This window comes from Candidatus Erwinia haradaeae, assembly GCF_900698985.1.
Classification (GTDB): domain Bacteria; phylum Pseudomonadota; class Gammaproteobacteria; order Enterobacterales; family Enterobacteriaceae; genus Erwinia_E; species Erwinia_E haradaeae_B.
Genome location: NZ_LR217730.1, coordinates 789,862 through 811,986, shown reverse-complemented (window position 1 = coordinate 811,986; position 22,125 = coordinate 789,862). Strand labels below are relative to the sequence as shown.

At 28.7% G+C, this 22,125-nt stretch carries 11 protein-coding genes, 1 other RNA gene and 1 pseudogene; 2 read left to right on the top strand and 11 right to left on the bottom strand.

The window, feature by feature from the left end:
• Positions 1-41: 41 nt before the first annotated feature.
• The 11 genes and pseudogenes from acpP to rnpB all read right to left on the bottom strand — a co-directional run bounded on the left by acpP (position 42) and on the right by rnpB (position 15,685).
• Positions 42-272 (bottom strand): acyl carrier protein, encoded by a 231-nt coding sequence (gene acpP, locus ERCIPSPA2889_RS02515; protein ID WP_157989273.1) that lies wholly within the window; start codon positions 270-272, stop codon positions 42-44.
• 146 nt (positions 273-418) lie between these two features.
• The gene (gene fabG / locus ERCIPSPA2889_RS02510; RefSeq protein ID WP_157989272.1) at positions 419-1,153 is read right to left on the bottom strand and encodes a 3-oxoacyl-ACP reductase FabG; all 735 of its coding nucleotides are present in this window, start codon (positions 1,151-1,153) and stop codon (positions 419-421) included.
• 1 nt (position 1,154) lies between these two features.
• A pseudogene (gene fabD, locus ERCIPSPA2889_RS02505) lies at positions 1,155-2,097 on the bottom strand (ACP S-malonyltransferase).
• A gap of 28 nt (positions 2,098-2,125) precedes the next feature.
• On the bottom strand, positions 2,126-3,079 hold the full coding sequence (locus tag ERCIPSPA2889_RS02500; RefSeq protein ID WP_157989271.1) for a beta-ketoacyl-ACP synthase III: 954 nt from the start codon (positions 3,077-3,079) through the stop codon (positions 2,126-2,128).
• Between the two features lie 1,068 nt (positions 3,080-4,147).
• Entirely contained in the window at positions 4,148-4,318 is a 171-nt protein-coding gene (rpmF, locus tag ERCIPSPA2889_RS02495) for a 50S ribosomal protein L32 (protein ID WP_157989270.1), read from the bottom strand.
• A gap of 1,958 nt (positions 4,319-6,276) precedes the next feature.
• Entirely contained in the window at positions 6,277-7,578 is a 1,302-nt protein-coding gene (gene hisS / locus ERCIPSPA2889_RS02490) for a histidine--tRNA ligase (protein WP_157989269.1), read from the bottom strand.
• Positions 7,579-7,739: 161 nt separating this feature from the next.
• Positions 7,740-8,864, bottom strand: coding sequence for a flavodoxin-dependent (E)-4-hydroxy-3-methylbut-2-enyl-diphosphate synthase (gene ispG / locus ERCIPSPA2889_RS02485; protein ID WP_157989268.1), 1,125 nt, complete (start codon positions 8,862-8,864; stop codon positions 7,740-7,742).
• 1,912 nt (positions 8,865-10,776) lie between these two features.
• Positions 10,777-11,934 (bottom strand): dual-specificity RNA methyltransferase RlmN, encoded by a 1,158-nt coding sequence (gene rlmN, locus ERCIPSPA2889_RS02480; protein WP_157989435.1) that lies wholly within the window; start codon positions 11,932-11,934, stop codon positions 10,777-10,779.
• Between the two features lie 456 nt (positions 11,935-12,390).
• The gene (ndk, locus tag ERCIPSPA2889_RS02475) at positions 12,391-12,816 is read right to left on the bottom strand and encodes a nucleoside-diphosphate kinase (protein ID WP_157989267.1); all 426 of its coding nucleotides are present in this window, start codon (positions 12,814-12,816) and stop codon (positions 12,391-12,393) included.
• A gap of 524 nt (positions 12,817-13,340) precedes the next feature.
• Positions 13,341-14,540: an enoyl-ACP reductase FabV gene (fabV, locus tag ERCIPSPA2889_RS02470; protein WP_157989266.1), complete on the bottom strand. Its 1,200-nt coding sequence runs from the start codon at positions 14,538-14,540 to the stop codon at positions 13,341-13,343.
• A gap of 764 nt (positions 14,541-15,304) precedes the next feature.
• Positions 15,305-15,685: RNase P RNA component class A (gene rnpB, locus ERCIPSPA2889_RS02465), an RNA gene on the bottom strand.
• Positions 15,686-17,805: 2,120 nt separating this feature from the next.
• Between rnpB and fabB the strand changes: the two genes are divergently transcribed.
• Positions 17,806-19,038, top strand: coding sequence for a beta-ketoacyl-ACP synthase I (gene fabB / locus ERCIPSPA2889_RS02460; protein ID WP_157989265.1), 1,233 nt, complete (start codon positions 17,806-17,808; stop codon positions 19,036-19,038).
• Positions 19,039-20,249: 1,211 nt separating this feature from the next.
• Positions 20,250-21,074 carry a 1-acylglycerol-3-phosphate O-acyltransferase gene (locus tag ERCIPSPA2889_RS02455; protein ID WP_157989264.1) on the top strand — a complete coding sequence of 275 codons (825 nt, stop codon included), beginning with the start codon at positions 20,250-20,252 and terminating at the stop codon, positions 21,072-21,074.
• The last annotated feature ends 1,051 nt before the right edge of the window (positions 21,075-22,125 follow it).

The window sequence follows — 22,125 nt, the reverse complement described above, 5'->3', positions numbered from 1 at the left end:
TTCATCGCCTGAAAGGTATATCTAGTAGGTACATCAAATTTCTAGCGAGAGTTAATATAATCAATAGCAGCTTGAACAGTAGTAATTTTTTCAGCTGCTTCATCTGGGATTTCAGTATCAAATTCTTCTTCTAGAGCCATGACTAATTCTACAGTATCTAGAGAATCCGCACCTAAATCTTCTACAAAAGAAGCAATGTTAATAACTTCTTCCTGTTTGACTCCGAGCTGCTCGCTAATAATTTTTTTAACGCGTTCTTCTATAGTGCTCATATAGTGTTATTTCCTATCACAACTCGCTTGCGCGATGGTTGTTGTAGTGTATAAAATGCTCAAAAAGATGCAACTAAATTTCGATAAGTTACCTAATAATTTTATCTTATTATATATAATTATGATATATTATCATGATCACAAGGTTAGATCATTAACATTCCACCATTAACGTGTAATGTTTCTCCAGTAATATACGCAGCTTCTTCAGAAGCTAAAAATGCAACGGCATGAGCAATTTCCTGTGTAAGTCCAAAACGACCCACGGGAACTTTCAAGATCATATCTTCTCGTCTTTTTGCACTTAAAGAGCGTGTCATTTCGGTATCAATAAAACCTGGAGATACAACATTAACCGTAATACCGCGAGAGGCTATTTCTCTAGCTAAAGATTTGCTGAATCCAATTATCCCTGCTTTTGCCGCTGCATAATTTGCTTGACCGATATTGCCCATAGTGCCCACTATAGAACCAATAGTAATAATTCGGCCTGTGCGTTTCTTAATCATACCTCTAATAACTGCTCTTGATAAGCGGAATATAGAGGTGAGATTGGTGTTTAAGACATCATGCCATTCATCATCTTTCATTCGCATAATGAGATTATCACGTATAATTCCTGCGTTATTCACTAATATATCAATTTCACCAAAATCACTATGAATTTCTTCTAAAACATGTTCAATGGAAGATATAATTTTTACATTTAATAGAATACCCTTACCTTGATCACCTAAGTAGTTGCTGATGGCATCCGCACCATTTTGACTAGTTGCTGTGCCAAGAACTTTAGCGCCATGCGCAGCTAGTGTTTCTGTAATAGCACGTCCGATGCCTCGACTAGCACCAGTAACCATTGCAATTTTGCCTGCGAAATTCATATTATTTTCCTTGTGACTTTTGTAACGCTACGATGAGGCTATCTGGGTCATTAATTGATATCGATGTTAAAGTTGGAATGATGCGCTTTGTTAGGCCGCTAAGAGTTTTACCTGGACCAATCTCTAGCAATAAAGTTAGACCTTGTTGTGCAATAAATTCTATATTTTCCATCCAGCGTACTGGGTTGTATAATTGACGGATTAAAGCTGTTTTTATTGCATTTGGGGAGGTGTGAATCATCACATCAACATTATTTATTACTCGATAAATCGGTGTATGAAAATGTATCTGTTCAAGTACTACTGCCAGTTTTTCTGCTGCTGACCTCATGAGAGAGCAGTGCGATGGTACACTAATTGGAAGAGTGAGTATAATTTTAGCTCCAGCAAGTTTACAAACAATACCTGCACGTTCTACTGCAGCTTTATGACCAGCAATCACTACTTGATTGGGTGAATTGTAGTTCACTATGGATACAGTTTGACTATGTGCTGATTCTCGACAAGCTCTAGCTATTATTTCAGTTTCTAGACCAATAATTACCTGCATCGCGCCTGCATTTTCAGGGTACAGCTTCTTGCATGAATTTTCCACGTAAATCTACTAATTTAATGGCTTCAGTAAATGATAGTACTTCCGAACAAACTAAAGCACTATATTCACCTAAGCTATGCCCGGCGAGTATTGTTGGCATATTTTTACTTTTGTCTTTCCAAATACGAAAAATGGCAACAGATGCTGTTAATATAGCTGCTTGGGTTCTCCGGGTTTTATTTAATTCTTCGCTCGGACCTTTTTGCACTAATTGCCAAAGATCGTACCCAAGAACATCTGAAGCTTCTGTAAAAGTCTGTTCTACTCTATTATAGGCTGTAAATAAATCGGTTAACATACCTTTTTTTTGCGCTCCTTGTCCTGGGAAAAGCATTGCAAATTTCATAATTGTTCCTATTTGATTTATAGTTTAATAATTAGAAACGCACTAAAGCCGACCCCCAAGTAAATCCACTTCCAAAAGCTTCTAGAAGTAGTAATTGGCCGCGCTGAATACGGTTATCACGTACTGCTGTATCAAGAGCTGAAGGTACAGAGGCTGCAGAAGTATTACCATGACGGTAAAGAGTAATAATAATTTTAGCCATATCTAAGCCTAATTTTCGAGCGGTGGCATTAATAATGCGCAGGTTCGCTTGATGTGGAACTAGCCAGTCTATATCAGAACAGACAAGGTTGTTTATTTTTAGGGTTTCCTCAACGATATGTGCTAATTTAGTTACAGCTATTTTAAAAACTTCATGCCCAGCCATATTAATATAAGAAGGACGCTGTAGTTTTTCATGATCCTGTTGAAGTAAAGTCAATAAAGGACCGTATTGTCCATCCGCATGAAGATGTGTTGAAATAATTCCTTCTTCTTTGCTGGCGCCCAGAACCACTGCGCCAGCGCCATCCCCAAATAAAATTAGCGTTCCACGATCATGAGGATCTAACATACGGGATAAAACATCAGATCCAATTACTAATGCATATTTTATGGAATGGTTCTTAATATACTGATCCGCTACACTTAGTGCATAAGTAAACCCAGAGCAAGCTGCAGATAGATCAAAAGATGCTGCATCATTAATTTCTAGCATTTTTTGAATCATACAAGCAGAACTTGGAAAAGCATGACTGGAAGATGTAGTAGCTACTATAATTAGATTAATATCAGTTTTTTCAATACCAGCCATTTCCAAGGCTTGAAGCGCTGCTTGAAAACCCATTGTCGCTACGTTTTCTTTCCGGTGCGCAATGCGTCTCTCACAAATACCAGTGCGAGACCTAATCCATTCGTCTGACGTATCTACCATTTTCTCTAGATCGGCATTTGTTCGTATCTGCTTTGGTAAATAGCTACCTGTACCAATAATCTTTGTATACATGTACTTTAGTCGCTCTTTGGTAATGAGATAGCTTGTAGATGTGTATAAAATATTTTTTTTAAAGGCTTTCTTCTGTATAGCTTACTATTTTTTTTAAATAGCTGAGATCAATGTATTTTTAATTTGTAGAACTAGGGGGTTTTTGTTATTACATTCTAAAAATATCAAAAACAAACGCTGTTATAATAATCAGGATTTTTATGTCCGAATTATCTTACTAAATGTTTATTATATAACTTTTTGAGCAAGAACTGATATAGCGTTTTTATGCTATATTTTAGTATTTTTATTTTCAATAGCAATATCCTTTGAGTAACGTTTTTATAGTGTTTATAATAAGTCATTTTGAAAAACCATTATACATGAGCATATTTATTTTATCAGTAAGGAGCTCAGTAGCCCATATATATCTAATAAAAATGAATTTTTGTAGATTTTTGAATAATATAAATGAAACATCTTAAATAGATTGTCATTTTTTATTTTTTTATGTCAATATTTGTTAGACTGATATAAAGACTATAAATATCTAGATTTCTTTTATGATTAATAAAACTATGATGATAAACTGTACTCAAAAATAGTATGTTAATTAATAACACGTTTATAGTTAGGACTACATTATTCCTTTTTTTGTGGCTGAATACTCATTCACATTATTTTATTAATAAGGTTAAGTGGTTTAAATAACAACTTGATCAACTTAGCGCTTTTGTTAGTATTTTTAGCACTTAAATATGCGGATGATATCCCTTTTTTTGATTCGTTATCATATTAGTCATAGAAAATAATGTCTATATATTTTAGTAATTTTACATAGGATAAGTGTTTCTCTAATCACCTAATTGATCAGTAATAATTTTTTTATGTATTCTTTATTAAAAAAGCATCTATATTGAAAATAATTATAAAATTAAATTAGATTTATCAACCAAAAAGAATGTATAAATCTAGATTAGATACTAAGGTTTTTTTTATTAATAAGGGTGACGTAATACAGGATCATAATTTTCACCCATGGTGTTTATCCGTAAAGTTAAATTTTTCAATATATTTTAAAAAGTAGAATTACTTAAAGATAATTTTTTTTCCGCAGTAATAACCATCAAAAGTGACATGATGGCGACGATGTGTTTCTTTGGATAGTTTATCTATGGAAAGTTTAGGCTCAGTTAAGGTATCATGAGAACGACGCATGCCTCTTTTAGAACGTGTAGGTTTATTTTGTTGTACGGCCATCAATGTTTCTCCTTGTAATATAAACGTAAATATATATTATATAATAAGTTTGTTGTGCAGTCTGTTGTTTTAGAGTCTGAACAGTATAATATTTTTATGCATATATTTTTTTTGATATTTTTTTCTGAAGTTAAATATAGGACTTGAATAAGTAAAATTTTTATTACGTAATTACTGATATTTTGTTTTTAACCGATAGAAGGAAGAATATAAAATTTATCAGGTTGAGTCTTTTATGTATTACTCATCATTAACGTTAAAGTAGAACGAAAAATAAACGTAATATGTCAGTTGCCTTTAGTAATGTAATTTTGGAATTTTAAAGGACTTTTCGCACGATCAGTAACTGGTTAATTTATATACTAAGTTTTGCTTAAAATTTAATGTATAAAATAATAACTTACTTTGATTATCTTAATAGGCCAGTATCATTTGTGTTTTAGTGATTCCTGTGAGGTTCCCCTCAAGTGAATGAATGATTTTTGATGTATCGAGAAGATATTAATGTTCATGTTGTTATGCTTAGAGTTAAAGAATTTTATCTATCATAGGCTAATCTTTAATATATTAGTAGAGTATATTGTATCTTTTTATGATTATCAGAGATATTCTATAAATTTTTTAGTAATTTTTTTTATAAATTTACTAAGCAGTTTAAAATATTTAATTTATTATAATAATATAATAAATAATAAGAATTATCATGTGTTGTTAAAATAACATAATCTTTATATATTAAGATTATTAATAATATTTGATAAAGATATTATCTTTTAACTATCAATGCTGCTATCTGTTTTTTATCTGACATAAAAATTAATGCGTAAAACTTTATATATAATGTTCTTAAATATACCATTATTATACTTTAATCATATTTATCTTTACGCATAAGTATGGTTGTGATTATCTGTTACTATATTATAATTATTGTAGAATAGTTTATGAATTAAATTTTAATTATAACATATATATAAAACATTTTACATATTTAAGTTATAAGATCACTATATATCAATTTCTTTTACTAATTATTTTTAGAGCATAACTATTGTGTAGATTACAAGAGAAGATGTGTTATGTGCATTTATTGATTTTTTATGTTTATTAAGTATACTATTTATTAAGATGCTTTTAAATATTATATATAGTGTACTTGTTTGAATCAATGATAATCTTTTGATTGAAGCGACTATTATTATTAATGAGTGTATAAAATGCATTTTATGCATATAGTATATGCATATTTTTTTGATAAAGTATTATATTTTTTAAAGATTTTTTTATCTTAAATAAACGGTTCACAACCAAATTATATTAGATTTTTAACTCTAACATAATTTTGTTGTGAAAAAAAAGAACCTCAAAATAATTTCATCATAGATTATAAATATAGGTAAGATAAACTAGAGTTTAAAATCAGAATACACAAAATAATTTAGATAAGTTAATATATAGTACGAAAAAATTATAGAAGATTATGATTGTATATATTTTAAGATTTACTAATAGATAGTTTTTATGTGATATTAAAAATATTACAAGTATTTTACAAATATCAATACTATCTAATATCGCTATGCACAATATGATTCAGTAAGATACTTAGAGTGTATAAGGTTAGATTTTATATGCGATGATTTTATAACACATAAAAAGATAATGATTTTTTAAAGTGCTATAATGATTTTTCTTTGAATATTACATTTATCCTGAGCATTAATAGATTGTTATATATACAATAGATAAGTTAATTATTTTAGTAGTATTTATAAATTTTCTATATAACACTTTGAATATTATAATATATAAATATTTTTAGGTGCAGATGAACAAATCTTATCATATATATGATATATTTGTCAGGTTAGATGAAAAAATTAACTAATAATTTTATAAAAATTGTTTTTTCCTATGATATTGATTACAATAATAGTCTATTTTAAACTGGATTTACCTTAAATCTTATATTTTTCTTCTAGTGTATTAGTTAACAGTGCTCGCAGTGTATCAGCGGCATGACATTGAGATATTGTTTTTTGAATTCCATTACATAAATCTTTAATAATGCATTGATGATGTGCAATTTCATTTTCACCTAAAGCTACAACAAAGCGTGCAGATAATTTATTTGCTTTAGAAAATTGGGCGCTAAAGTTTCCGCCACCAAAATGATTCATTATTTTAAATTCTGGTAGTTGATCTCGGAGATGTTCAGAAAAAGTCAACATAGAATGTTTTGTGCCTTGACCTGAAGATATAAGATAGATATCAACAATTTTTTTGGTTTTTAATAGAGGGTAAACTGACCCAACAAGTAATATTAAGCGCTCTAGCCCAATAGCACAACCAACAGCGGGAATATCAGGCCCACCTAATAGTTTAACTAAACAATCATATCGTCCACCAGAACATATCGTACCTTGAGAACCAAGGCTATTCGTAATCCACTCAAAAACCGTGTTATTATAGTAGTCTAGACCACGTACAAGACGCTGATTGACATGATAAGAAATATCTGCAAGATCTAATAAATGACATAGCTCACTAAAGTGTTCGCGTGATGCATCATCTAGATAATCTACAAGTGGTGGTATATTGTCAAGTAATGCTTGTATAGAGGGATTTTTGCTATCCAGTATTCGCATTGGATTAGAATATATGCGACGTTTTGAGTCGTTATCTAGTATGTTAATATTTTTTTTCAGCATCTTTACTAGTGTATGGTGATAATTTTTTCGCGTTTCTATTGAGCCTATAGAATTTAGTTCTAATCGAACATGATTATCTATACCTAGCAATCGCCAACATCGAGCGGTCATGATGATAATTTCTGCGTCAATATCTGGGCCTTTTAATCCAAACACTTCAGAGCCGATTTGGTAAAATTGTCTGTATCGACCTTTTTGTGGACGTTCATAGCGAAACATAGGACCCATATACCATAACCGTTGCTCTTGATTATACAAAAGACCATGCTCAATTCCTGCGCGCACACAGCCAGCAGTTCCTTCTGGGCGTAATGTTATTTCTTTACTATGACGATCATGAAAGTTGTACATTTCTTTATTAATAATGTCAGTACCTTCGCCAATGGCACGTTTAAATAAAGGTGTACATTCGATAATTGGAGTTCGAATTTCACTAAAACCATAATTTAAAAATATTTTAATAAGAACTGCTTCTACATGTTGATAGAGAGAAACGTCATCGGGTAATAAATCGTTCATACCACGAATTGCTTGTATTATTTTTGTCACTACATATATTCTCTTAAAATATAAACTTTAAATGATATCAGTTTATTTAATTAAGATCATCTATTGAAGATGAGTCTTTAATTTTATTATTTATTTTTTCAGTTATTTCTTTTTTATCTTGTGTTATTTTTATGTTTAGTAACAGTAAAAATTGTTTTATTTTATAGATTCGTAATTGTTTTTATATCAATATGATGAGTAGTATTAATTTTATGCGCTTTACGTCGAATATGTTTCTCAAGTTGGTCGACGATCGTTTGATTATCCAAACGCTCATGTAATTGAATACCATCCTCATATAGGCTGCTACTTTTTTTTCTACCAGATACCGCTATAGTTGCGAATTTAGCTTCACCAGGGCCATTTACCATACACCCTATAATAGCGACATCCATTGGCGTTAGAATATCTGACAAGCGCTCTTCTAAGGTATTGATTATGCTAATTACATCAAATTCTTGTCGTGAACAAGTTGGACATGCAATAAAATTAATGCCACGTGGACGAATACGTAAGGACCTTAGTATATCAAATCCAACTTTAACTTCTTCTAGAGGATCAGCTGCTAGAGAGATACGTAGCGTATCCCCAATACCTTCTAGTAAAAGAGATCCAATAGCAATGGCTGATTTTACTGCGCCAGCCCGTGCGCCACCAGATTCTGTAATACCTACATGAATAGGTTGCTGAATCTGTTTTGCTAAGAGACGATATGATTCTATAGCAATAAAAACATCAGATGATTTTACACTAACTTTAAATAAATTAAAGCTTAATTTATCTAAATATTCAATTTGACGTAAAGCGGATTCTAGTAATGCTTGCGGAGTGGGTTCTTTATATTTTTTTTGTAAATTTTTTTCTAGTGATCCACTGTTTATTCCAATTCTAATAGGAATATTATGATATCGAGCGCATTCCACAACAGAACGAATACGTGATTGATTTCCAATATTACCTGGATTAATACGTAGGCAATCTGCACCATATTCAGCAACTTTTAAAGCAATTCGATAGTCAAAATGAATATCTGCAACTATTGGAACATTAACTTGTTTTTTTATTAAACGAATGGCTTCTGCAGACTCTATTGTAGGCACTGAGATTCTCACAATATCAACACCGATACGTTCTAGGGCTTTTATTTGATTAACAGTTGCTGGAATATTAGTTGTACAGGTATTTGTCATAGATTGAATAGTAATTGGCGCATTGTTACCCACGGGGACTTTACCAACATAAATGCGTGTTGACTGACGCCGTGTAATGTGTTTGACATGGGACATGGTTTTTCCACAGTTACTTATCACGTGAGAAAGATGTATATGAATTTAATAAAGATTAAACCGATACATTGTTTTATATAGTAGTATATATACTATACTTAATAATTTTCATGCTAATTTTTGCTGAAAATTTAATATATAATTCTTAACCAGTACTGTATTAATATATATGCAGAGTATATTTTTATTAAATTCTAAATTTTTCTTTAGATAGTTATATATATTATCAGATGGAAAGCCTTTTATCTGTATGTAGTGATAACAAAGATACATGAGGCATGGTTTGTAATTTGATTTATCATTAATGAAAATCAAGTTGTGTTTTCTAGAAAAATTACAGCCTATAGATTAGAATTGCTACTTCTTTTCGGTTATGCTGTATAGAAAAAGTACTTATGATATAGCATATAAATAATCAAGTATTATTTTTTATAATTGATATAACATTTAACTATGATATATGGAAGATCATTAATTTCTAACAACAGAGAGATAAGGATTTTAGAATTTATCTCTATATCTACATATAATATCATTAGAGGTTACATTAATCTACTTCAGGTTGATCCATAGTTTTTCACTTAATAATTATTGACTGCAATTTCTGCACGTCGATTATTTATTGAAGAGCAGATTATCTTAAAAATTTATGTGATTTTTTTTAAAAAAATAATAATTGTTGCTATAACACAAGACATTGTTAGTCATGTATAAATTATTAATAATTTTTTCTTTCTTTAATATCCTTATCTGCATAATAGTTTTTCGTTACTGAAATATGTGAATTTTTTATTGAAGATCGCTGGTCTATTACAGACATCCATTCCTTTTCAGGGAAGCGAACTAGGCGAACACAGGATCTAATATAACCTGGATAAAAAATTAGTACTAGTGAGACAAGTATATTATTATCTTAAATTTCTCGAATTACATATATTTTTAAGCAAAAACGTTCAGAAATATGTTGTTAAGTAAATTCTAGGTTTTCACAGGCACTACGTAGATGCTCTTTTATTAAAATGATTGTTTATATATTATGAGTGTTGTTGGTCTTCATGAGTTAAGCATTCTGCTATTATGTTGATAATAAAAAAATTACGTCAGTTTGCGCATCAGATACAATCTGTGATCTCTTATTTTTTTTACTAAAATAAAAGATTAATATTGCTATAGATTTTATACATCAATAATAAAGGATCCTTTAGTATTTATACATGAATTAACTTGACGTTTTGGGTTAGCGTAAATATATATAATTTGGATAAAAATGCATGTTGTACTTTATAGTATAATATATTTTTATCCTTTTATAATGAATAAGTACGTGTAGTTTTTTTTAAAGGTCTAAATATTATTAGAGATATATATTGCACCGGGGTGACTTATTTTAATAAGATTTGTCAAGATGTTTATACAGTCAGTAACTGTTTAAGTGCATTGTGTTTTCTCTGATACAGAGAAGTGCTGTTTATGATTGTTAAGTTTTAGATCGATGTGATATATTTTAAATATGTAGTAAATGTATGCTGAAGTGAGGAAGATATATACTTTATAATAGTAATAGTAAAATTGTGCTATAGTAAATTTTTTTATATTAATTCTTTTTCTATAAAATTATTAGGAATCCATTTTATACTAGATTAGATACGAATAATTTAGATTATATGAGAATACTTTTTATTTGTTTCGTCTCTTAAACTAGAGGTTAAATGTAACTGAATGTTCTTAATAAAGTCTTTAAGCTATTAGTGATTCAAGAAATAACTATCTTTCACTAGAGTAGTGTTTATATATAAATATAAAATGTTAATTTTAAGTTTATTGTATTGGAAAAATTTAGTACTAGTATTTATATATTCTAAGCTCACTTGAAGATGGAGCTTAGATTTATAGAAAGCGATATTAGTATTCATCATACCATTTTATGAGCTTGTATATTATTCTTTAATATACATTTAGTATGGTTTAAAACATTTCCAGTTAATTGCCCGCAAGCTGCATTAATATCTTGTCCACGAGTTTTTCGCACAATAGTGGTAAAACCATGCGCCATTAAAATCTTAGAAAAACGATCAATGCAGCTATTTGAGCTACGACTATATGATGCTCCAGGAAAAGGATTCCATGGAATTAAATTAATTTTACATGGAGTATTTTTAAGAAGGGTGGCTAGTTCATATGCATGATTTATTTTATCATTAATTTTATCTAACATGACATATTCAATAGTAACCCTCCCCTGATTAGCTTTAGATCTACTAATATAACGCCGCACTGATGTGAGTAAATCTTCAAGATTATACTTTTTATTAATAGGCATAATTTGATTACGTAGCTTATTTTCTGCTGCATGTAGAGAAATTGCTAATGCAACATCTAATTTTTTACATAACTTGTCTATCGCTGGAGTTATCCCTGAAGTCGAGATAGTCACTCGTCTTTTAGATAGGCAAAAACCAGAGTCATCTAACATAAGCTCGATCGCTGATATAACGTTAGTAAGATTTAAAAGTGGCTCTCCCATGCCCATCATGACCACATTGGTAAAAGGACGCTGACGCATGCTAGTATTCATGCTGAGTCTTTGTGCAGCTCGCCATACTTGACCAATAATTTCAGATACTAGTAAGTTTCGATTAAAGCCTTGTTGTGCTGTTGAGCAGAATGTGCATGCTAATGCACATCCAACTTGTGAAGATATACATAATGTACCGCGATCTTTTTCAGGAATGTACACTGTTTCAATATTTTGATTACCGACCTGCATAGCCCACTTAATTGTGCCATCTGATGATTTTTGCTCCTTTGTTATTTCGGGTGCTCGGATCTCGGCGATAGTTTGGAGTTTAATGCGAAGTATTTTTTTTATATCCGTCATTTGAGAAAAATCAGAACAATAGTATCGATAAATCCATCTCATAATTTGCTCAGTATAGAATGGTGGTGCATCTATACTAATAAAAAATTGACGTATTTGTTGACGATTTAAGTCTAATAGATTTATTTTTGTCTGTTTTTTTATTAGATTAATAGGTAATGTAGATAATGGGCTGACCATTAGTGTGTGCATGAATAGTGTTTGACCTTCTGTTAATTCGTTAGAGTGGTGCGCCACATAAAATGATAAGATACAGAATTTATAAGCTATTCCATTTATCGCAGAGGTTCTTTCTAATAATAAAAGCAAGATTATGTGAAATTTTTTTAAGGAACCAACTAAATAAACGCATAAAAAATTTATATTATTAGTAGTTATCTAAAACAATTTCAGTAATTTAGTCTTTGCGTTATTTTCATAAGATAAAATTATTAGATATCAGATTATATTAAGCCTCTTTAGAAGACATTTTAATTAATCAGTATAAATTGTTCAAAAATAAATAAAACTTATATATATATAATATGTGATCTAATTACATATTATGAAAAAAATTTATGCCAAAAATTGGAGAGAAAGTTTAGAGTAGATCATATCTATATATTTTTACTCAATACTTTTTAATTTTTTACTATTTTATGGTGAATATTATTTTGAAAACAGCTCATGAACATTAAAGAAAAAATCGATTTCACGTTCTGCAGATATAGATGAATCAGAACCATGAATTGCATTCTCAGTCAAGCTATCTGCATAATCTGCTCGTATAGTACCAGAAAGGGCATGTATCGGGTTTGTTGCACCCATTAACTGACGATAAGAGTAAATAGCATTCTCCCCTTCAAGAACAGAAATCATGGATGGACCTGAAGTCATACACTGAATAAGATTTTTAAAAAAAATTTTTTCTTGGTGTGCTATATAAAATTCTCTTGCTTGAGTTGGAGTCAATTGTAACATTTTACAACCAATAATTAAAAGTTTAGCACATTCTAATCGATAGAAAATTTTACCAATAATATTTTTTGCTACTGCATGTGGTTTTATAATCGATAAAGTACGTTCAATAGTCATGTGATTCTCTAGTTGATGAAAATGGCCCAAGAGATTTTTTTTATTCTAGTAAAGAATAAATTATCTATAAAAAAATTTAAAATTAATTTTTATAGATAATCAATAAATACAAAATTATGATTTTATTTTTATAAAAATTGTACTTAATTGTTTTTTTACAAAGATATTTATAGTATAGAAACACTATTACTGCATTATTATTCTAGCGTGCGCTGCCTCTATTTAATAATAAAAAAATCTTAAATATCTGTATATTAGTACTTTTTGAAATTGTTTATTTTTTACATTAAAATAATAAAATATTTTAAATATTTTTGTTATAAATATTCTAAATATTTTTATTATATATTTATATATAATGTAATTTAATAATATTAATATATTTCTTATATATTTTCAATTTTAAGCAATTTTAGATTTAGTTTATAAAATATGAATACCTGAATTTCTCAAATCTAACAAAAATCTTTTATTATGTTAGATAATTTTTATAATAATTATAACTAATTTATTTGCCCAGTCAACTATATCTGAATAAGGTTCTTAATATTTACAACGGGATTGATCATTTCTTTATAATCTACGTTTTTACAACCAAAGCCAAATAGGCGCATAAATTCTTTTTTATATCCAATCAAATCAGTTATAGCATGCAAATTTTCATTGTTCACCGTAAACCAAAGTTGAATAATTTTTTCTTGAATATCAGGATGAACCTCTGTATAATCCGCTCTTAGACGTCCAATAGCATCTAATATAGGTAAATTATTGTATAAGCTATTTTTATATAATCCATATATTTGTTCAATGCAACCTTCATGTGTACCTTGTTCTTTTGATAATTTTAAGAGTAGAGATAAATAAAGAGGCATAACTGGAATTGCAGAGCTTGCTTGAGTTACTACTGCTCTTAGTACTGCAACGCGAGCATCACCATTGCAATGCGTTATTAACATCTGACGAATTTTGGTACTATATTGATCTAGATCTTTTTTTGCTGCACCGATTGATCCATTCCAGTAGATATCGCGCGTAATTTTTTCACCTAAATAAGTAAATGCGATAGTTTTTGCACCTTTTGCGAGTACATCTGCTTCTATCAATGCTTGAATCCACATTTGCCAATTTTTTCCACCCATTACAACTATTGTGCTATCAATTTCTTTCTGTGAAGCAGGATCTAAAGAGATATCAATAACAGTTTCTGTGTCAGTATTTAATCCTCTTGTTTTGAATACTTTACCGATTGGTTTTAATGTAGCGTAATAAACTTTACCAGTTTTTGGATCTACACAGCGAGAACTAGCTAGGCTGTATACTACTAGATCGACTTGTCCCAAATCTTTTTTAATAAGCTTAATAGTTTTTTGTCTCATAAGATCTGAATATGCATCGCCATTAATACTTTTTGAGTACAACCCCTCCGTATTTGCTAATTCTTCAAAAGCAGCGGTATTATACCAACCAGCGCTCCCTGGTTTATTTTGTGTACCTGGGCGCTCTAAGAAGACCCCTAATGTGCTTGCCGAGTAGGTAAAAGCGGAAACAATCCGAGCGGCTAATCCATACCCTGTTGAAGAGCCAATGATTAATGCTTTTTTAGGTCCGGAATCAATAGAGCCATGAGACAAAACATACTTTATTTGTTGCTTTACATTATATTTGCAACCTTCAGGGTGAGATGTTACACATATAAATCCACGAATTCGTGGTTGAATAATCATTACTTACCTCAATTATAAATATATGAAATAGTTTTATTGTGCTTTTTATAGTTTTATGTAGACGATTCATCTAGAGCACGATGTACTATTTTGGTATCACAATGAGTTACTGGAATTTAGGTCACATAATTACACTTTTTTTGGTTATTATACTCGAAAGGCCGTGCGTTGCATGAAATAATTTTGAGTGTGTTTTAAACTTCACGAGTTGTTCTTATGTTTATTCTTCGTGTCCCTTATAATATTTTAGATATAGTAGAGTAAATGAGGTATGTTGTGTTAAATTGCAATTACTTCTAAGAGGTATAATCTATTGTATAAAAATGATATTTCAGTGTTTACCATGTAAATGAATATTTAATATTTTTAATAATTTTATAAAATTATATATAGTTATTATTTAATAATCATCAAATGTTTATTTGTGAACTTATAATATCAAGACTAATATCCATACATATGGAAAGGTATTTTTAAGATATATGTAACAGTCAATAATACCTATTTTAATTTATTTTTATTAATAATTTTATATTTTTTATATAATAATTAAAATACTCTTTAGTATGTTTCATGTCTTAATCTATAAAATATATTTCACAATACATGTAATGAACAATATATACAATATAATATAAAATCTTTATTTATTTGCTATAATCATATAAATCCGTACTTACTAAATAATAGCACCGAATAAAGATCTTATGATTATAAAATAATTTTATAAAATGTCTTTTATTTTTAAAATTTATTTTTATTTTAAAAGAAGCTGACCGATAAGCCGGGTTCTGTCGTGAACAGTCATTCATCTAGGCCAGTAATCACTTACTGGCTCAAGCAGCCCACCCGAGCTCTATACGGGTCGCATTTAATGAGCTCCTATTTGGCCTTTCTCCGGGTAGAGTTTACCATACCACTTGCTGTTACCAGCTGTGTGGTGCGCTCTTACCGCACCATTTCACCCTTGCCTAACCTGTTTTAATTGGTCATAGGCGGTTTTTTTTCTGTTGCACTAGTCGTTAGCTTACGCTCCCCAGGTGTTACCTGGTACCATACCCTATGGAGCCCGGACTTTCCTCTCCCTGAATTTTCCATGCTGATTAAAAATAGATTAGTCAGGCAGCGACTGTTTAGTCAGCTTCAATAAGGAGTATGACAAGTTTATAGATGTTTGTCACTGATTATTCCTAATTTTTGGATTAGTGATGGTGAGTGATGGTGAGTGATTTATTATATTTTTATTCTTATTTAAAAATATATCGAAAAAAGATCATTAACATTTACTGCGATACAATCGTATATCAATTTTGCAATCACTCTTGCATGTAATAAAATTGTAAAATTAATAGAAGTACTTATTGATTGTATAATTTAATAAGCATTAAATATATTATTCCTTAAAAATTTCAATTATATTTTGATTCATGATTAATTTTAGTATATATCTAGAGTGATTAAATTTAGACACATCTATTAACATTATATGATTTTCATCATATGAAAGATATTTGTTATAAATACTACCTAGTATGTTATATGCATCATATATATATTTAATTAAATATGTATTACGATAAATTAGGTCTTCAGTGAAGATTTCTCAGTAAAGCATCTTGTTTTACTGAGAAACATCTTATTTCTAAAAAGAAATGTGTGTCATAATTAATAATATCCAGTAAATAATATTTCATAAATATAATTATTATAGTGGTACTACCGTCTTTTGAATGTTGGATAATTATGTAAATAACATTTTTATAATGATAAAAAGTATCCTATTTTATATTTTACTTAAGAAAAATATTTATATTTAGCTCAGCCTAATCAATACTTTCTTTTTGTCTATAGAAAAATCTTAGATTTTGTGATTACTCTAAGTGAGATTAGCCAAATTTATGATGAATTTTGACTAATAATTTTGATCTTAGTTAAATACACTTTTTGTGATTGCCAGGATCAATTTTTAATGTTAAAAATATATTGCAAAGCTGAATATAAAAGTTAGTATTTAATATATATATGAATATATAGTTAGATTCTACGTAGCATAGCATGCTATCAGTAATTATGAAGAACTATCAAAGAGTTATATTTTTATTACGAAGAGTAGCAAATTAGATCATGTGTCTAAAATTAGTTTAGAGTACAGATTTTAAAAAATAACTTTAATAATTTATACTCAATGTTTGCTAAAGATAAATTTATAGCATAAAATTATTAAAAATAAAATAATCTCAAAAATTTTACATAAAGTAAAAGTATAAAGTATTTTATTATTTGGTAATAATCCGATTATATATTATGGTTATTTCTGGTTCATATTTTGATCTTGTATATTGATATAGTATAGAATATAAATAGTATTTTAAAATATATAATTATTAGTAGATATAAATAATATAAATATATTATTTATGATACGATCTATAATAAAGATATTCAAATAATTAAATATATCAATACATAAAATAATTATAATGAAATTATTATAAGTATAAATGACCTAGGTCTATTTTTGCTATCTTTTATTAAAAAACATGATAGTATTGAATTTATAATTTATAATAAAAAGAGAATATTTTATATATTAGATTTATAAAGAAATGCTAGAAAAAGAAAAACCTATTAATTAATAATTAGGTATAATCTAATATTTTTTAATTATGACTTATTATTTATTTATTCAAAAATTTAATTATATATAAAATACATATATATTTAAATACATAGACAGAATTAGTAAGATCATATCTCTTGAGAATTTATTATACCTAATTAAGTTATATCCATATTTTTATTATTATATTATAGAATAAAATAAAATTAACATATAAATTTAGATATCTGATATCTGAAGCTTTTTAAGATAGATTATATAAAGTTATTATATATGATATATGATGAATTTATATTCATTAAAAAATTCATGTTTTCTGGTATAGCTATGACACGGCTTTAGATATAGTATATAATTAAATAATTCATATAATCGTATAAAATTTCATTTTTTTCAATATGAGTTCACAGAGAATATAAGTAAAATTATATGAGAAAATAATTTTATTAACAGTTATATTAAAAGTAAGCATATCATCATATATGTATTGATTTTCAAGTATTATATTTTATATTTTAATATATTTTATATAATATAAGTATATTACATGTAGAGTAGTATATTTATTGGATTTTTTCAATGTACAGAGGTACGAGAAGGCGCCACTTAAACTCTAACAGCAGACAGTGACGAAAGAGGTATAGAATGAAGCGGGCTGTGATTACTGGTCTTGGAGTTGTTTCAAGTATTGGAAACAATCAAGACGAAGTTTTAGTATCTTTGCGTGCAGGGCGCTCCGGAATCACCTTCTCACAGGAATTAAAAAATTCCGGTATGCGTAGTCATGTGTGGGGGAATATAAAATTATCTAAAAAAGATATAGCATCACGTATTGAGCGAAAGACACTACGATTTATGAGTGATGCGTCTGTATATGCTTTTATTTCCATGCAGGAAGCAATTCAAGATTCCGGTTTAACTAAAGAACAGTATCAGAATAACGCACGTGTTGGGTTAGTAGCTGGATCAGGAGGGGGTTCTCCATTTTATCAAGTTGCTAGTGTAGACGGCATGCGAGCTAAAGGTCTCAGAGGGGTTGGTCCATATATGGTGACAAAGGCAATGGCTTCAGGTGTGTCAGCATGCTTAGCAACCCCATTTAAGATTTATGGTGTAAATTATTCTATAAGTTCTGCTTGCGCTACATCTGCGCATTGTATTGGTCATGCTTTTGAGCAGATTCAGTTAGGTAAACAAGATATCGTATTTGCAGGTGGTGGAGAAGAGCTGTGCTGGGAAATGTCTTGTGAGTTTGATGCGATGGGAGCGTTATCGACTAAATATAATCATATACCAGAAAAAGCATCACGTACTTATGATATAGGTCGTGATGGTTTTGTTATTGCCGGTGGTGGAGGTATGGTGGTGGTTGAAGAATTGAATCATGCTATAATTCGAAATGCACACATCTATGCTGAGATCGTAGGGTATGGTGCGACGTCTGATGGTTTGGATATGGTAGCTCCATCTGGAGAGGGTGCTATGCGCTGCATGCGAATGGCTATGAAAGGTGTTCATAGACCTATTGATTATTTAAATACGCATGGCACTTCAACATTAATTGGTGATTTAAAAGAATTAGGTGCTATTCGTACTGTGTTTTCTGACTATCAACCGGCAATTTCAGCAACAAAGGCAATGACTGGTCATTCACTTGGTGCAGCAGGCGTACAAGAGGCTATTTATGCATTATTAATGATGGAACATAGTTTTATAGCTCCAAGCATTAACATTGATAAACTAGATCCAGAAGCTAAGGGTTTTAATATTATCACTTCTTATTCAGAGAAAGTACTTAAGACGGTAATGTCTAATAGTTTTGGTTTTGGAGGTACTAACGCTACACTGGTAATGAGTAAGCTAGATCTTTGTATTTAAATTGATTATATGAAAAAATTAAAATTCAGTAAATTTTATTCATATAGGACCATAAGAATTATAGATTGTGTATAATATCTTATACATTGAATAATTATTTTAAAGACTCTGGTCAGATTTATTATTCAGTAAAATGGTATGATATGGTATTGATTATATTTAAAATATATATGATCCTTTAATTAAAGGCATTAGTGGACTGATAATAATTTTTTAGATTTAAGCCTACTCTATATAATGCAATCCTGATTTATTATAAATATGTATAGATAGCCTTCAATGTTTTTAGGTGTTTATTACTGAGTCAATTTTTATTTATTCTGATAAAGAAACTGTAGAGTAGGTACTATTTATATTGCTATTGTTAGCATAACCACTTTTTAGTCACACGATTATTAATTTTTAATTATATTTTATTTAAACAGATAATTATAGATGATTAGTTATTGTATGATTAATTGTATTTTGTAACCAATTTAGCTTTTTGGTGCTGATGAGATCTCAAAAGAGAATACTAATTGTGCATTTTTATGGAATCATTAAGATAATATGATCTATTAATATTACAGTTTTATGTCATATAGATATTAGCATGACATTGTTTATGTATATAAAATACTATTTTATATTTCTAATAGTGATTGACTGAAGGGTTAACTTGAATATAGTGAATGCTTGAATAATTAGATAAGTAAGACAAGTGAGATAGGTTTATACTAATTAAATTTAAAAAATTAATAATTTTAATATAACAGGTATGAATAATTTATTAATTACATACCTATTCTAGAATAAACATCCGCATATATTTTATACTACAAGAAGAATTATTATGCTGTAAAAATTTATAATAATCAAGAGCTCTGTCATGGGGTTTACAATATATGCGCATACAAAAAATAGTGGATATTGCTGGTAAGATTCAAAAGATATATTTTTGTATACTGTTAAAACACCGTAATCATATATCTTTTGTTAATTTAAATGCTCTATATTAATAATAATTTTTATGAATCGGTCATATAATTAATTAATTTGTATAAAAATTTAAATTTTAGAATAAAAAAATATAGATTTAAAAATTTCATTCATATTATTTGTTTTATTGGCAGGAAGATCCTAGTAATAATCATTCCTATTTTTTAAAGCATAATTTCAAAGAATCTTTATATTTCAATAATGGGGTTATTACCTTAAAGGACTAAGATCCGATGCTTGCTATACTGCGTACCTTTATAGTGGTAGTATATTCGATATGTGTTTGTGTTTTTGGTTGTATTTATTGCGCGCCTCATCCAAGAGATCCACGACACGTAGCTATTTTTAGTCGTTTATTTGGACGACTTGCCCCAGTATTTGGCCTTAAGGTGCAATTACGAAAACCCAAAGGGGCTGAACATTATCCAAATGCAATTTATATATGTAATCATCAAAATAACTTTGACATGATCACTGCAGCTAACATGCTACAGTCAACTACTGTGACAGTTGGTAAAACTAGCATTTTATGGATACCGTTCTTTGGTCTTCTCTATTGGTTAAGCGGTAATTTTTTAATCGATAGAAAAAATGGTATTAAGGCATATAAGACAATAATAGACTTAGTGTCTCAGTGTAAAACAAAGAAAATTTCTTTTTGGATTTTTCCAGAAGGTACACGTAGTTATGGTCGCGGTCTATTACCTTTTAAAATTGGTGCATTTTATATTGCTATAGAGGCTGGTATACCTATTATTCCAGTAGTGGTATCTAATACTCACCAAAAAATTAAACTAAATCGACTTAGTAATGGTTTTTCGATCATTGAAATGCTTACCCCCATTGATACGCGTCAGTATACTAATCAATCTGTGCGAAAACTAGCTCATTATTGTCGTAACTTAATGCTTCGTAAGCTAGATGAATTGAATGCTGAAGTTGATATGAAAGAAGATAGTTTCAAAAAAATACATATATTGACTAATTTTATTTATTTTGTGTTAAATAATTCTTTATTAAATTTTATATCACAATTTATCATATATCCCGGTATCTGAAAAATTTTTCTTAGCCAATAAAAAATTTTTTCTAAAAGTTTTAGAAAAATAAAATATATATTCTGGATATATATTAATAAGTATTAGTAATCATTACGGTATCGTGTGAAGCAATTATGTTTGTATTACTTTTTTCTTAAAAGAAATTTCGCTATATAATCTTTTGATTTTTTTTGTGTAGCTAATTTACCATTGAACAATCATATTTCTGAATATTTAGTGATTTTAAAAAATTACATATAATGTTTTATGATTAATGAAAATTATCTTTCTTAATTTTAATAAGTTGCTTAGATAAATTGTTAATTTACAAAATTTATGATAAGTATGACGTAATTTAAGTAATGTTATTAATATTTTTATAAGTAAGATATTTTGACTAAAAATATTAGTCTCTTACTACTAAAACAGTTCTATTGTCTAAGATAGTTTATTAAGAACTTTATGGAGTCACTTTTTATATGTAGATTATAGGTCCTATATTAAGTATGTATTGAATCTTAAGTATGATATTGATTCTCTCTTATAACAATTTTATTGTTATAAGATAAATATAAGCTCTGTGAATTATTATTAAAAATGATATGTTATTACTCATTGACTAGAATAGACATGTTTAATTTTAGCAAAATATTATATATAATTTTTTATATTAAATAACTGAAAGATACAGTGTATATTTTATAATATTACACTAAATTTTATTGGAAATAAATTTATATTGTACTTATAGGTAATAGAAATGTGATAAATATCTCAAAAAAAGAGTTTTTATTATAAATTCGTATGACCTTAATTATGTATACAACAGAAAGTAGGTTTCTATATTTTATGAATTAATATTTTGTAGCTGATCATCAGTCTTTTAAGTTAGTAATATTTTCATGTACTCATAAAATATATTGTGTTATTTGGTTATTTTTAATGTTTTAGTTTTTAGGTACTAGAGATCTTTTGTATTTCAGTTTTAAAGTCAAGTGGTTTATAAAAAACTGATTAATATATATCTAAGTCTTTTAAAAATTTTTAATAGTTTATTATCAGTGATTAA

Coding starts and splice junctions, on each gene's coding strand:
- acpP (WP_157989273.1), bottom strand. CDS start 272: ATGAGCACTATAGAAGAACGCGTTAAAAAAATTATTAGCGAGCAGCTC.
- fabG (WP_157989272.1), bottom strand. CDS start 1,153: ATGAATTTCGCAGGCAAAATTGCAATGGTTACTGGTGCTAGTCGAGGC.
- rlmN (WP_157989435.1), bottom strand. CDS start 11,934: ATGCACACACTAATGGTCAGCCCATTATCTACATTACCTATTAATCTA.
- ERCIPSPA2889_RS02500 (WP_157989271.1), bottom strand. CDS start 3,079: ATGTATACAAAGATTATTGGTACAGGTAGCTATTTACCAAAGCAGATA.
- ERCIPSPA2889_RS02455 (WP_157989264.1), top strand. CDS start 20,250: ATGCTTGCTATACTGCGTACCTTTATAGTGGTAGTATATTCGATATGT.
- fabV (WP_157989266.1), bottom strand. CDS start 14,540: ATGATTATTCAACCACGAATTCGTGGATTTATATGTGTAACATCTCAC.
- fabB (WP_157989265.1), top strand. CDS start 17,806: ATGAAGCGGGCTGTGATTACTGGTCTTGGAGTTGTTTCAAGTATTGGA.
- ndk (WP_157989267.1), bottom strand. CDS start 12,816: ATGACTATTGAACGTACTTTATCGATTATAAAACCACATGCAGTAGCA.
- rpmF (WP_157989270.1), bottom strand. CDS start 4,318: ATGGCCGTACAACAAAATAAACCTACACGTTCTAAAAGAGGCATGCGT.
- ispG (WP_157989268.1), bottom strand. CDS start 8,864: ATGTCCCATGTCAAACACATTACACGGCGTCAGTCAACACGCATTTAT.